Below are 14,462 nucleotides of genomic sequence, written 5' to 3'. Positions count from 1 at the left end.
ATGAATTTTAGTATAAAAAAATATATCAATAAATATACAGAGGCATCAACGCTAGCTTTTTTTAGGCTAGCGTTTGGTTTTATGATGGTTTTAAGTTTAGTGCGATTTGTGAGCTATGGCTGGATTGATACGTTTTACATTCAACCCCAATTTCACTTTACGTATTACGGTTTTGAATGGGTAAAATCACTGGGTAATTATACGTATTTATTATTTTTCATCTCTGGATTAGCCGCTTTATTTGTTGCCATTGGATACAAATACAAACTATCGATTATTATTTTTTTCCTGAGTTTTACTTACATAGAATTTATGGATAAAACGACCTACCTAAACCATTATTACTTTATTACGGTAGTGAGTTTTATACTGATTTTTTTACCTGCAAATGCTTACTTTTCTATTGATGCGTATAGAAATCCTAAAATTGCCTTTCAAAAAATACCCAGCTGGACAATTGATGTTTTAAAAGTGCTTATCGGGATTGTATATTTTTATGCAGGGTTGGCTAAGCTCAATTCGGACTGGCTTTTTGAAGCTATGCCACTCAAAATCTGGTTACCTGGTAATTTAAATTTACCTCTAATTGGCTCCTTACTGAACGAGAATTGGGTACATTACACCTTTAGCTGGACAGGAATGATCTATGATTTAAGTATCCCTTTTTTACTTTTATATAAAAGAACCCGACTATTCGCTTTTGTTTTAGTCGTGGTATTTCATGTTCTGACAAAAATACTTTTCCCAATTGGCGTTTTTCCATATATAATGATTGTCAGTTCATTACTATTTTTTAATGGTGATTTTCATAAAAAAGGCTTACAATTTGTTTCCAAATTATTTAATTTTAGTATCGCTATTTTTGAGAACGGAAAAGAAAAAATTCAAAATTTCAATAGCCTTTACAGAGCTAAACTCGCTTTGGTGAGTTGTTTTATAGTTTTCCAATTACTATTTCCATTTCGATATTTATTGTGTCCTGATGAATTATTTTGGACTGAAGAGGGCTTTCGGTTTTCGTGGCGCGTGATGCTTATGGAAAAAGCCGGTTATGCCCAATTTAGTGTTACCGATGCCAAAACGAAAGAAAATATAATGGTGGACAATAGTCGTTTTTTAACCTCTTTTCAGGAAAAACAAATGTCGTTTCAACCAGATTTTATTTTGGAATACGCACATTTTTTACACGATTATTACCAAAAACAAGGTGTTCAAAACCCTGTAATTAGAGTAGAAAGTTACGTCGCTCTCAACGGAAGATTGAGCAAATTATATATTGACCCAAAAATAAATCTAGCCAAAGAAAATGAATCTTTCAAACACAAAACTTGGATATTACCTTTTAACGTTGAAATTAAAGGATTTTAGTTGCATTCTACTTTTGTTCGTTACAATAAATAGTTTTTCCCAATATAAAGTTTCGGGAATAATTACGGCTGAAAACGGTAATAAATTAGCGTTAGTCGAAGTTTATAACAAAAGTTCCGGGACTAAATATCTTTCCAATTCTAAAGGAGAATTTTCAATTGAATTCAACCAATCCGGTGATTATCAACTTGTATTTTACAAAGAAAACTATGGCGTTTTAGAGAAAACAGTGTCAGCATCAGATCAAAACATAGTGGTTGTTTTAGAAAGCGTTACACAACTTTCCGAAGTGGTAATCAATAAACAGAAAGAGAAAATATTTGCTCTTAATAAATTAAAAGATATTGAAGAAACGGCCATTTATGCCGGCAAGAAAACCGAAGTTATTTCATTAAATAAAATAACAGCAAACAAGGCAACCAATAATGCCCGTCAAATATTTGCGCAGGTGGTCGGACTAACTATAAATGAAAGTTCTGATGGTGGTTTGCAATTAAGTATTGGAGGTCGGGGATTGGATCCAAATCGAACAGCAAATTTTAATACTCGTCAAAACGGTTATGACATAAGTGCTGATGTTTTGGGATATCCTGAAAGTTATTATGCCACACCTACGGAAGCATTAGAAGAAATTCAAGTAGTACGGGGCGCGGCATCCTTACAATACGGAACACAATTTGGTGGATTAGTCAATTTTAAATTAAAATCACCAAGTAAAAGACCATTCGAGTTTGTAACAAGAACTACAGTTGGCTCTTATGGATTATTCACTAATTTCACTTCATTAAGTGGTACAAAAGATAAGTTCAGTTACTACACTTTTTACAATTACAAGCAAGGAAAAGGCTTTAGACCTAATTCTGACTTTGAGAGTAAAAACTATTTTGGAAATCTAAATTATCAATTTTCGGATAAAACTTCCTTGCATTTTGATTACACCTATTTCAATTATTTAGCGCAACAAGCCGGAGGATTAACTGACGTGATGTTTGAAGAGGATCCAACGCAAAGCAATAGAACACGAAACTGGTTTGCTGTAAATTGGAATCTATTTGCACTTCGTTTAAAGCATAAATTTAATGACAATGCTGATTTTTCGCTGCAATTATTTGGTCTGGATGCGAGTCGTAAAGCACTTGGATTTCGTTCTAATAGAGTTTCTGCTCCGGATGTGCTAGGTACTGAAAGAGATTTAATTATTGGTAAATTTGTCAATTGGGGTGCCGAAGCACGCTATTTGCAGCGTTATACAATTAACGAGAACACTAGCGCTTTTTTGATTGGTGCTAAATATTATCAATCCAAAAATTCAGGAATTCAAGGTCCGGGAAGCTCGGGTAGTGATGCCAATTTTAATGTTGCTGAGGCGGAATTCCCTTTTTATGCCAACCAATCCAACTATACTTTTCCCAACTTGAATATCTCTGTTTTTGGGGAGAATATTTTTAAAATAACCCCTAATTTTTCGATAACTCCAGGATTTAGATTTGAAAAAATAAAAACACAAGCCGAAGGTTCATACCGAAAAATAAATCTGGATTTAGCAGGAAATGTGATTTTAGATGAAAATACGTTTGAGAAAAATACAAAAGACCGAAACTTCATTTTAGTAGGTGTTGGATTAAGTTATAAACCACAAAATAAAATTGAGTTGTATGGAAATATTTCCCAAAATTATCGCTCGGTAACTTTCAATGATATTCGTACAGTTTCACCAAGTCAAGTGATTGCTGAAGATATTACAGATGAAAAGGGCTACACTTCTGACATTGGAATTAGAGGACAATTAGGAGATAACCTAACCTTTGACGCAAGTATTTATGGCTTGTATTACAGTGATAAAATAGGAGAATACGAAACCCGAAATCCTAATGGTTCTGCGGCAATTGTCAGATTGCGAGATAATATAGGAACAGCTGTAACCTATGGTTTTGAAACCATGTTCGACTGGAGTTTAAGCAAGACATACTTTAAAGAAAACGATAACTTTGTTTGGAATGTATTTTCTAATATTGCGATTACAAATTCAGAATATTTAAAATCGGATGCTCCAAATATTGAGGGCAATAAGGTCGAATTTGTTCCACTTTACAACATAAAAACAGGAACGGGAATTGGATATAAAAATTTTATTTCAAGTGTACAATTCACCTATGTTTCCTCTCAATTTACAGAAGCAAACAACAGTAAAACAGATCTAAATGACAATACCTATGGGATTTTTGGTCAAATTCCATCCTATTATGTAGCTGATTTTTCAACTTCTTACAAATGGGGAAAATGGAAGTTAGAAGCTGGAATTACCAATTTTACAAATAATAGTTATTTCACCAGAAGAGCAACCGGCTATCCTGGACCAGGAATAATACCTTCTGACGCTAGAACGTTTTATACTACTCTTGAGTTTGTTTTTTAGCATTTTTGAAGCAAGTCTATATAAAACAAAATCTTTTCAATAGTATTTCTTGTTTTACTGCAGTTTCTTTTTTAACAAACAACACTTTATGAACAGATTAGAAGCTGGGCTTTCAACAATATCGTTAGAGGCACTGCACATTTGCCTCATGTAAAAATGATTAAAAAGTTTTAGATAAAAGTACTATTATTGTAAAACACAAAACCCGTAAGCTATGAACTGCTTACGGGTTTTATATTTTTATCAAACTACTATTTACATTTTCAGTGCTTCAGGATATTTATTATAGGTTTCCCATGGCAATTCTCCAAATAATGTATTAAGCCACGCAAACCAAGATCTTGAGCAATTTTTACGATTGTTGTTATGAAAATATCCAGTAATAAAATTAGTACCTCTATGAATTATAGTAACCATTTTGATAACTTTTTTATCTCTTGCAGATTTTTAGTTTTTTAAAGCTTTTATACTAAACAAAATTGGCCAAAACCATATCGGCATCTCCTTATGGACATCCAATTCTTCCAGCAGCAGTTTATTTAAAAAAAGAATATATTTTATTTTGATCATACAAAATGACATTTGACACTTAATTAATTAATATACAAAAACCGAAATTATAACGATATAATTTCGGTTTCTTAAATTTTAAAAAAGATGTAACAAAAATACATATTTTGAATATCAAAATTCTATTATTCCATTTTCATTTTCGTTTTTTTCATCATCATTCCATTCATATCCATTTTATCTCCATTTTTCATCATCATGGTTTTGCCATTGTTCATTTTTATCGTTCCGTTAGGAGATATCATTGCGCCATTAGCCATCATCATTTCTTTTTCCATCCGCATCATCTTACCATCTTTCATCATCATCATTTTTCCATCTTTCATCTTAACATACTCTTTCATGTTATTGTTCATGTTTTTCTTCATATTATTCTTCATTGTCATCATGCCGCCCATATCTATCATGTCTCCGTTTTTCATCATCATAGTTTTGCTATCTTTCATTTTCACCATGCCGTTTGGATACACAATTGAACCATTTGACATGGTCATTTCTTTTGAAAGTATCATCATTTTATCGTCTCTCATCACCATCATTTTACCATTTTTCATCATGATATGATCTTCCATTTGGACCATTTCATGATTATGTGTTTTGACGTTATACATTTTAGTATTCGTCGCCATAGCTCCTAAAGAGCAAGTAACCATTGCTAATAAAATAAATAAATTTTTCATAACTTTTTGATTTTTAGATTTTTACATCTCTAAAATTACAAAAAATATAATTACTAGGATGATTATTTATTTTGTTTATCCAACAAAAATTAAAAAAATATATAAAATTGCAGTAAAACAAAGAAGAGGCACTCAAAATAAAAGAAATAAAATCCTATTTATTAATTCTTAAAAATTATGCTATAAAGTATCAAACTAATATTGCGATTTATAAAAATATTCTAAGCAGGCATTTTAAATTAGTTGTTCCAATAGTTCGTAGCAAAAACAAGCGTACTTACTAAACTAAAAAGAAAATTGCAAAATAAAAATAAAATTTGCATCGCAGCATCACCACCTTATTCAGATTTTTTTATAAATTAAAAAGGAATGCTTCAATTAAAATTACTTCACTAACACACTTTAAAACAATATTAAAAGAACAAAATTCAGTTACAGAACTTCTTAAATACGCTCCTGAAAAAATGATTATATTTGCATAAAACAAACAAAAAAATGCAACATATTATAGATCGTTTTATTAGTTACGTAACTATTGATACTGAGTCAGACAACAGCTCAGAATCCACGCCAAGTACAACAAAACAATGGGATTTAGCCAATAAGCTGGTTGAAGAACTAAAAGCTATCGGAATGCAGGAGGTGACCATTGATAAAAAAGCATATATCATGGCTACTTTACCAAGTAATGTAACGCATGAAGTCCCTGTGATTGGATTTATTTCTCACTTTGATACTTCCCCTGATTTTTCCGGAGCCAATGTAAAACCTCAGATTATAACGAACTATGATGGGAAAGACATAGTACTAAATGCAGATAAAAATATTATATTATCTCCCAGCTATTTTAAAGATCTGTTGCTGTACAAGGGACAAACCTTGATAACTACTGACGGAACAACACTCCTAGGTGCCGATGACAAAGCCGGAATTACCGAGATTGTCACAGCAATGGAATTCCTTATTAACAATCCTGAAATTAAACACGGAAAAATAAGAGTTGGTTTTACCCCTGATGAAGAAATAGGCCGTGGAGCACATCATTTTGATGTAGAAAAATTTGGTGCCGAATGGGCGTACACAATGGATGGTAGTCAAATAGGCGAATTGGAATATGAAAATTTTAATGCTGCTGGCGCCAAAATCACCTTTAAAGGAAAAAGTGTGCATCCTGGCTATGCCAAAGGGAAAATGATCAATTCGATGCTGATTGCCAATACATTTATTAACAAACTACCCTTGGGAGAAACTCCAGAAGAAACTAAAGGATATGAAGGTTTTTTTCACGTACATCATTTGAATGGTAGTATTGAAGAAACGGTTTTGGAATTAATTATCCGCGATCATAACAAGAAAAAGTTTGAAAAACGCAAAGAATTAATCGAGAAAATTGCTAGAAAAATCAATAAAAAATTCGCAAAACAATTTGGCGAAGATATAGTCATTACGGAGATTAAAGATCAATATTACAATATGAAAGAAAAGGTGGTGCCTGTGAAACATATTGTGGATATTGCCGAAAAAGCCATGAAAGAAATAGGTATCAAACCACTCATTAAACCTATTCGTGGTGGAACTGATGGTTCTCAATTATCATATAAAGGATTGCCGTGCCCAAACATTTTTGCCGGTGGACACAATTTTCATGGAAAATATGAATATGTTCCTGTCGAGAGTATGCAAAAAGCCGTTGAAGTAATTGTAAAAATAGCGGAACTGACCGCAACAGAAGATTTACCTAAAAAATAATCTATTGAAGTCATCAAAATCGACTCCTGTTTGAGATAAATATAACAGATGACCTATTTTTCTACAATTCTCTTCTTGCAAGCAAGATGAATTCGTAGCATATAGTGAAACTGTAAAAGAAGAAAATCTAAACGTTCTCGGATTGAAAAAATTAAACTGATGGTCGACAAAAAATTGGTTTAAATGATAAATACAGTTAATAATAAGTCCCAATTCTGATCTTAAGAGTTGGGACTTATTTATCATAAATTACTCTATAACAATAGATTAGACTTTACTAATCATTCACACAATCACTTTCTTAAAAAAGAAAAAGTACTTCCCGCCTTGCTTGCATTTTATTGTGATCAAAATAAAATACCTGAATCGTTTTGAAAAACTTAACATTGACTAGTCCATTAAATCACTACATTTACTTACAATACCTTAATGATTTATTAACATTGAAACAACTACTGATTTAATTACATAAAAACTAATACTCTAAATTATGATACCAAAGAAAGAAATCGAAACTGATTCAGTACCACAAGTAAAACCTGAAATTGATAAACCAATACGAGCTAGCAGAACAAAAGCCGTTAATCATACAGCAGAACCCGTTGAAATTACAGCGCCGGCATTTAAAGAAATCATAACCGAAACCATTGAGATTTCGACTTTTAGTCTAGACGAGAATAGCGACGTTTCAAATACTAAAAAAAGTAAAAACGAGATTAAAAATAAAGTAAAAATGAAAGATAAAGACAAGAAAAAGGCTAAAAAAGCCGACGCGAAAGAGAAAGCAAAGCAAAAGGCGAAAGCAAAAGTTAAAAAGGCAAAAAAAGCCAAAAAGGACAAAGCTAAGAAAGAAAAAGTTAAAGCCAAGATAAAAGCTAAAAAGGCCAAAGCAAAATCAAAAAAAGCAAAGAAGAATAAAAAGAATAAAAAATAAGCATATTATTTTTTATAAAAAAAAAGTCCCAATCTGAATAATCAGTTGGGACTTTTTTAGTTTATTATAATGAAATTATTTTTTGTTCAATACTGCACTCATTTCCATAGAAATAGCAGAACGCTCCATTTTTAATTTTCCTGACATTGTTTCAACAACAACAGTTGTATCCGCTAATTCCGAAACTTTTCCGTGAAGACCACTTTTTGTGATGATTTTATCACCCACTTTTAAGCTGCTCTCAAATTCTTTTTCATTTTTCGCTCTTTTTTGTTGTGGTCTGATCATGAAGAAATAGATCACCACAAACATTAATAGAAACGGTGCAAATTGAGTTAATTGTTCCATAATTTAAATTCTTTTTTTTAATTAATTATTACATTAAACCACGACCAGCCTTGATAATTCTTTTACTGGCATCTAGTTCTTTTACTAAATTGTCTAAAATTCCGTTGATAAAAATACTACTTTTTGGCGTAGAATATTCTTTGGCAACTTCTAAATATTCGTTAAGAGTCACTTTTACCGGAATAGATGGAAATTTCAAAAATTCACAGATTGCCATTTTAAGAATAATGGTATCAATCTCGGCAATTCTTTCGGTATCCCAGTTTGGGGTTTTATCAAGATATTCTTTGGCTAATTCCGTTTCGTTTAAAACTGTTTTTCGGAACAAATCCTTAACAAAATCTTTATCCTCATTGTCTTTGTACAATTTTGGAACTCTAAAATTATCGTCTTCACCAGATTTAATAGTTTTCAGTTGCTTGATAATATGCGTATTCACTAATGGAATATCATCAACCCACGTTAACTTATCATCCTCTAAATATTCATATAATTTTTCGTTTGGAACAATAACATCCATGAATAAATCAACAATAAATTGTCTGTCTTCCTCAAAAGTATCCACTGCATTACTCATGTAATCCGCATACAATTTACTTGCTTTTATGTCATTAAGAAGCAGTAAAATATAATCGTCATTTAAAGACCAATTATTGATTTTACGATTTTCTAACGCAATACTTAGTGAATTATTTTCGGCAAGAATTTGAAAAATTTTGTTTTTGACGAACTTTTCGTTCGGTTTACGTTCCTCAGGAGTTGCAAGATGTTTCAAACTTGATTTATGCAAAAAGACAGTCTCCGTTTTACAAATTTCAATCAGCGAAGAAAGCATTATAAGGTATAAATCTTGAATATTGTCGATACTGTAAAAAAGGAATTTTTCTTCTTTTTCCAGATTATCTGAGCCGCTTTGATGCATCGCATAAATGGATTGCATTACCTTAACGCGAATGTGTCTTCTATTTACCACCTTGTAAGAACTTTTATTAATTAGTCTGCAAAAATAAGTATTTCATTTTTTAAAATAAAATATATAATTGCTTATTTTAAAGTTTTCAATCAGCAGCATTCAGTGAATGGTAATAAATTGTTCACTGAATACTGATAACTGAGAACTATTTATTATTTTTTACTGTTTTCTATTTTCCTTTGATTGATGCGATTTTGAGCAATTGTCAAAGCAGCATGATGTGTTGTCATCTTGTTTGCAATGGCAAAATCAAATATTTCTAATGTAGTGTTATAAATATTTTCGGTTTTACGCATAATTTCAGCTTTGTCATAATGTGCTAATTCAGCATAAACATTAATAATTCCACCCGCATTGATCAAAAAATCCGGAGCATAAAGAATTCCTCTTTCTTGTAAAATTGCGCCGTGAACATTCTCATCGGCTAATTGATTATTGGCTGCACCAGCAATTACTTTAGCTTTAATTTTATAAACCGTATTGTCATTTAATGTCGCTCCCATCGCACAAGGTGCATAAATATCAACATCTGCACTATACAAATCGTCTCCTCTAAAAATTTCTGCATTGTACTTCGCTCCCACTTCATACAATTTATCTTCATTGATGTCAGAAATTGTTACAATCGCTCCTTCTTTTGTCAAATAATCAACTAAAGTTTCACCAACGTGACCAATTCCTTGAACCATAACTTTTTTACCACTCAAAACATCAGAACCAAATTGTTGTTTTGCCGCCGCTTTCATACCTAAATAAACACCATAAGCCGTGACAGGTGAAGGATTTCCAGCACCACCACGCTCTTCAGAAATTCCTGTTACGTAAGGAGTAACATCTCTTACAATATCCATGTCTTTAGTTTCCATTCCCACATCTTCAGCAGTGATATATCTTCCGCTTAACGAATGTACAAATTCACCAAACTTGCGCATCAGCTCGGGAGTTTTTTGCGTTTTAGCATCACCAATAATAACTGCTTTTCCGCCACCAATATTCAATCCCGTAATCGCTGCCTTATAAGTCATACCGCGAGAAAGACGCAATACATCATTTAATGCTTCCCACTCATTTGCGTAATTATACATTCTTGTACCACCCAAAGCAGGTCCCATAACTGAATTATGAATACCAATAATTGCTTTTAAACCTGTATCTTTGTCGTTGCAAAATACAATTTGTTCGTGATCATCAAATGATAATTGACCAAAAACAGGATCCATTTTTTGAAGTTCCTTTCCAGTTGTGAAGGCTGCATTCATAGTGTAAATTTTTATAGTGATAAATTACGAATTTGTCAAAAAGACAATCCAAATTTAAACAAAAAATAAATATGTATTGATTATTTGTATAAAAATTATCAAATCAATAATTTAACTCACTACTAATTTTACCACTTTATTTTAAAAAATCAAATAATTTTAAAATATTAAATCAATTCAACATAGAATATCATAAAAAATGAAAGAATTACTTTATTTAAATAAATATTTCGTCAAATATAAATACAGTTTCTTACTGGGAATTATTTTCACCATTATTGCGCAAATATTCATGCTTTTCACACCTAAATTGATTAGCAAATCATTCAAGGTCATTGAGGCTTTCGCCAAAGATAAAACCGTAGCCAAATCACTTATTCACGAGGAATTAATTTCGAATATCCTGTTGATTATTGCCACTACAATTATTGCCGGGTTCCTTACTTTCTTGATGCGACAAACATTAATTGTGATGTCACGACACATAGAATTTGATTTAAAAAATGAAGTGTTCCGTCAATACGAACACCTTTCACAGAATTTCTACAAACAAAATCGTACTGGAGATCTAATGAATCGAATTAGCGAGGATGTTTCAAAAGTAAGAATGTATGTAGGACCAGCGGTGATGTACACCATCAATACCGCCATTCGTTTCGCAATAGTAATTGTCTACATGTATAATGTATCGCCAAAATTAACTTTATACACATTGCTGCCTTTACCAATTTTATCGTTTGCTATTTTCAAACTGAGCTCTGAAATCAATGTGAGAAGTACAATTTTTCAACAATATTTATCCAAAGTTTCCAGTTTTTCACAAGAAATATTTTCAGGAATTCGAGTGATCAAAGCCTATTCATTGGAAAACCAACATCAACATAACATGATTGATTTAGCCAATGAAAGCAAAAGCAAAAGCTTGAACTTAGCCAAAGTGCAATCTTTATTTGGCCCATTAATGCTTGCGCTGATCGGAATCAGCAATTTAGTGGTAATTTATTTTGGTGGACTAATGTATATCAACGGATCTATAAAAAGCATTGGAACTATAGCCGAATTTATTTTGTATGTGAATATGCTTACTTGGCCGGTTGCTTCTTTAGGCTGGGTTTCATCTATGGTTCAAGAGGCCGAAGCCTCTCAAAAACGACTCAATGAATTCCTTAAAATTGAGCCGGAAATAAAAAATAAAAATTTGAATAAATCAGTGATTGAAGGTTCTATTTCTTTCGAAAATGTTAGCTACACGTACGAAGATACTAATATCAGAGCTTTACAAAACATCTCTTTCACAGTAAAAAAAGGAGAAACGTTAGCTATTTTAGGAAAAACAGGATCTGGAAAATCAACTATATTATCCTTGATTTCCAGAATGTACGATGTTACAGAAGGAAAAATCACCATTGACGGAAGCGAAATAAGTACTGTCAATCTTTTTGACCTGCGAAACAGCATTGGTATCGTTCCTCAAGATGCGTTCTTATTTTCTGATAGTATCAAGAATAATATTATGTTTGGCAAAGAGAATGCAACCACTCAAGAAGTGAAATCAGCGGCTAAAAGTGCCGTTGTTCATGATAACATCATGGGCTTTAATAAACAATATGAAACCATTCTTGGCGAAAGAGGAATTACACTTTCCGGTGGTCAAAAACAAAGGGTTTCTATTGCCAGAGCAATTATTAAGAATCCCCCAATTTTACTTTTTGACGATTGTTTATCCGCAGTGGATACAGAAACCGAAGAAACCATTTTAAACAACTTGTATGAAATTTGTAAAGATAAAACCACTATAATTGTAAGCCATCGTGTCTCATCTGCTAAAAATGCGGATAGAATTATCATCATAGAAAAGGGTCAAATTATACAACAAGGCTCTCATAATCAATTGATAAATCAAGAAGGTTATTACGCCGCTTTGTATACAAAACAACTTTCAGAAAAAGAAATGCTATAATTGTTGGATAATACATATATTTTGTAGATTTTTGGATACTACTTAACAACCATAAATTGATAGAAAGGATTATGAGAGAACATGACATGTTAGAAAAAGAAGAGATATTTTCGAAAGTTTTAAGAGCCGGAAGAAGAACCTATTTCTTTGATGTGAGAGCGACAAAAGCTGATGATTATTACATTACTATTACCGAAAGCAAAAAATTTACGGAAGAAGATGGGTCTTTCCATTTCAAAAAACATAAAATCTATTTATACAAAGAAGATTTTGCTGCTTTTGCAGAAATTTTAGGAGAAATGACTTCTTATGTTTTGAACCACAAAGGCGAGGAAGTTATCTCAGAAAGACACCAGAAAGATTTCAAAAAAGAATATCCGTCTGAGAAATCAGATGATGAAATCATACCACAAACATCAACTTTTACTGATATTGAATTTGATGATATTTAAATTATAAATACCTGCTTACAAAAGTAAAAAGTCCAAAAATCAATTGATTTTTGGACTTTTTTTGTACATTTAAAAAATAAAATATTTCAAATGAAAAACATTTCCCTTTTAGTTTTCCTATTCTTTTTTGGGGTCACTGTTTCAGCTCAAAAATTAGAATATGCAACACAAACCAACATTCCTTACTACTCTGAATCAATCAGAAAATCAGATGCATATATAAAAGAACGCTGCGTACTTGATGTCTATTACCCAAAAAACAATCCCACGTTTGCAACCGTGATTTGGTTTCATGGCGGTGGATTAACCAACGGTAACAAGGAGCTTCCTGAAGGACTAAAAAACCAGGGAATTGCAGTTATTTCAGTCAATTATCGCTTGGGTCCAAAAGTTATTTCTCCAAAATATATTGAAGATGCAGCTGCTGCTGTAGCTTGGGTTTTTGAAAACATCGTAGCATTTGGCGGAGATAAATCTTTAATTTTTGTATCCGGTCATTCCGCAGGCGGCTATCTGGCAAGCATGGTGGGTTTAGATAAAAAATGGCTGAACACTCACGGAATCGATGCCAATAAAATTGCGGGTCTAATCCCTCTTAGCGGACAGGCGATCACCCATTTTCTTGTTCGAAAAGAACGCGGTATTGCAGATACACAGCCCGTAATAGATGAATTAGCACCACTATTTCACGTTCGCGCAGATGCCCCTCCTCTATTATTAATAACAGGAGACCGAGAATTAGAAATGTTAGGGCGATATGAGGAAAACGCGTATCTAATGCGTATGATGAAAATTGCAGGACACAAAAACACGACACTATATGAATTAGATGGATTTGGACACAACATGACTGAACCCGCTTTTCCGTTAATGCTCAATGAAATCCGCAGAATTACTAAGGAAAAGAAACACTAAAACAAATGAAAGAACCAATTGTAAGTGTAGCTTGGCTTCAAACCAATCTAAAAGATCCAAATTTAATAATTCTCGATGCCAGTTTCAAAGAGAATCAATCCAATATAAAAACTGACCTAGAAAGCCTTCAAATTAAAGGCACTCGGTTTTTTGACATAAAAAATACCTTTAGCGATACGACGAATCCTTTACCCAACTCCATGCCCAGTCCTCAACAGTTTGAATTCGAAGCCAAAAAACTAGGCATAAACAAAAATAGTATAATTGTAGTCTATGATAACTTGGGTATTTATTCCAGTCCAAGAGCATGGTGGTTGTTTAAAATCATGGGGCATCAAAATGTAGCTGTTTTGGATGGTGGACTACCGGAATGGATTATTAAAAACTATTATGTTGAAGAAACACCAGAAAATCCAATCTATGCTGTAGGTAATTTTGAAGCCAAATTTAACTCAGAATTAGTAAAAAGTAAAGAACAAATTTTAGAAAACATTCACACCGAAGATGCCGTTTTGGTTGATGCTCGTGCAGAAAGCCGATTTCAAGGAATTGGCAATGAACCCAGAACCGGATTAAGAAGCGGTCATATTCCGGGATCCATAAACATTCCTTACACACACGTTTTGCAAAACGGAAAATTTTTACCAAAAGAAGCATTAGTCAACATCTTAAAAAATGATGACAAACCACTAATATTCACATGCGGTTCCGGAGTTACCGCCTGTATTGACTTAATTGCTTACGAATTGATTGCTAAAAATGTAAAATCAATCTACGATGGTTCTTGGACAGAATGGGGACAGCTGGAAAACCTTCCAATAGAGAAATAACCAAATTT

General features: G+C 32.6%; 13 protein-coding genes. 8 read left to right on the top strand and 5 right to left on the bottom strand.

The window, feature by feature from the left end:
• A complete protein-coding gene (locus ACNQGJ_RS13825) occupies positions 1–1,368 on the top strand; it encodes an HTTM domain-containing protein (protein ID WP_417974027.1) in 1,368 nt (455 codons plus the stop codon).
• Positions 1,307–3,784: a TonB-dependent receptor domain-containing protein gene (locus ACNQGJ_RS13820; protein WP_417974029.1), complete on the top strand. Its 2,478-nt coding sequence runs from the start codon at positions 1,307–1,309 to the stop codon at positions 3,782–3,784. Before ACNQGJ_RS13825 ends, ACNQGJ_RS13820 begins: the two co-directional genes overlap by 62 nt.
• 255 nt (positions 3,785–4,039) lie before the next feature.
• On the opposite strand, the gene ACNQGJ_RS13815 is transcribed toward ACNQGJ_RS13820, so the two are convergent.
• Together ACNQGJ_RS13815 and ACNQGJ_RS13810 are read right to left on the bottom strand one after the other, a co-directional pair.
• Complete coding sequence (locus ACNQGJ_RS13815; protein WP_417974104.1) at positions 4,040–4,207, bottom strand: glycoside hydrolase family 125 protein; 168 nt, start codon at positions 4,205–4,207, stop codon at positions 4,040–4,042.
• 272 nt (positions 4,208–4,479) lie between these two features.
• Positions 4,480–5,034 (bottom strand): DUF6799 domain-containing protein, encoded by a 555-nt coding sequence (locus ACNQGJ_RS13810; RefSeq protein WP_417974031.1) that lies wholly within the window; start codon positions 5,032–5,034, stop codon positions 4,480–4,482.
• Positions 5,035–5,529: 495 nt separating this feature from the next.
• Between ACNQGJ_RS13810 and pepT the strand changes: the two genes are divergently transcribed.
• Positions 5,530–6,783 carry a peptidase T gene (gene pepT / locus ACNQGJ_RS13805; RefSeq protein ID WP_417974033.1) on the top strand — a complete coding sequence of 418 codons (1,254 nt, stop codon included), beginning with the start codon at positions 5,530–5,532 and terminating at the stop codon, positions 6,781–6,783.
• A 490-nt stretch (positions 6,784–7,273) separates the two neighbouring features.
• Entirely contained in the window at positions 7,274–7,717 is a 444-nt protein-coding gene (locus ACNQGJ_RS13800; RefSeq protein ID WP_417974035.1) for a hypothetical protein, read from the top strand.
• A gap of 75 nt (positions 7,718–7,792) precedes the next feature.
• Here ACNQGJ_RS13800 and yajC read toward each other — a convergent pair whose 3' ends face one another.
• From yajC to ACNQGJ_RS13785, 3 genes are all read right to left on the bottom strand, one after another.
• Positions 7,793–8,065, bottom strand: coding sequence for a preprotein translocase subunit YajC (gene yajC, locus ACNQGJ_RS13795; RefSeq protein ID WP_099715973.1), 273 nt, complete (start codon positions 8,063–8,065; stop codon positions 7,793–7,795).
• A gap of 28 nt (positions 8,066–8,093) precedes the next feature.
• Positions 8,094–9,005, bottom strand: coding sequence for a transcription antitermination factor NusB (gene nusB, locus ACNQGJ_RS13790; protein ID WP_417974106.1), 912 nt, complete (start codon positions 9,003–9,005; stop codon positions 8,094–8,096).
• Positions 9,006–9,190: 185 nt separating this feature from the next.
• On the bottom strand, positions 9,191–10,297 hold the full coding sequence (locus ACNQGJ_RS13785; RefSeq protein WP_417974037.1) for a Glu/Leu/Phe/Val family dehydrogenase: 1,107 nt from the start codon (positions 10,295–10,297) through the stop codon (positions 9,191–9,193).
• A gap of 199 nt (positions 10,298–10,496) precedes the next feature.
• Here ACNQGJ_RS13785 and ACNQGJ_RS13780 point away from each other — a divergent pair, with 199 nt between their 5' ends.
• The 4 genes from ACNQGJ_RS13780 to ACNQGJ_RS13765 all read left to right on the top strand — a co-directional run bounded on the left by ACNQGJ_RS13780 (position 10,497) and on the right by ACNQGJ_RS13765 (position 14,454).
• Positions 10,497–12,257 (top strand): ABC transporter ATP-binding protein, encoded by a 1,761-nt coding sequence (locus ACNQGJ_RS13780; protein WP_417974039.1) that lies wholly within the window; start codon positions 10,497–10,499, stop codon positions 12,255–12,257.
• Positions 12,258–12,328: 71 nt separating this feature from the next.
• Positions 12,329–12,709, top strand: coding sequence for a PUR family DNA/RNA-binding protein (locus tag ACNQGJ_RS13775; protein WP_131996108.1), 381 nt, complete (start codon positions 12,329–12,331; stop codon positions 12,707–12,709).
• A 90-nt stretch (positions 12,710–12,799) separates the two neighbouring features.
• Positions 12,800–13,624 (top strand): alpha/beta hydrolase, encoded by an 825-nt coding sequence (locus tag ACNQGJ_RS13770; RefSeq protein ID WP_417974042.1) that lies wholly within the window; start codon positions 12,800–12,802, stop codon positions 13,622–13,624.
• A 5-nt stretch (positions 13,625–13,629) separates the two neighbouring features.
• The gene (locus tag ACNQGJ_RS13765) at positions 13,630–14,454 is read left to right on the top strand and encodes a sulfurtransferase (RefSeq protein WP_417974044.1); all 825 of its coding nucleotides are present in this window, start codon (positions 13,630–13,632) and stop codon (positions 14,452–14,454) included.
• Positions 14,455–14,462 lie beyond the last annotated feature (8 nt).

It is taken from the genome of Flavobacterium cryophilum (assembly GCF_048286555.1).
Classification (GTDB): Bacteria; Bacteroidota; Bacteroidia; order Flavobacteriales; family Flavobacteriaceae; genus Flavobacterium.
Note: the sequence above shows the minus strand (reverse complement) of the source record. Positions and strands in the feature narration are given on the sequence as shown.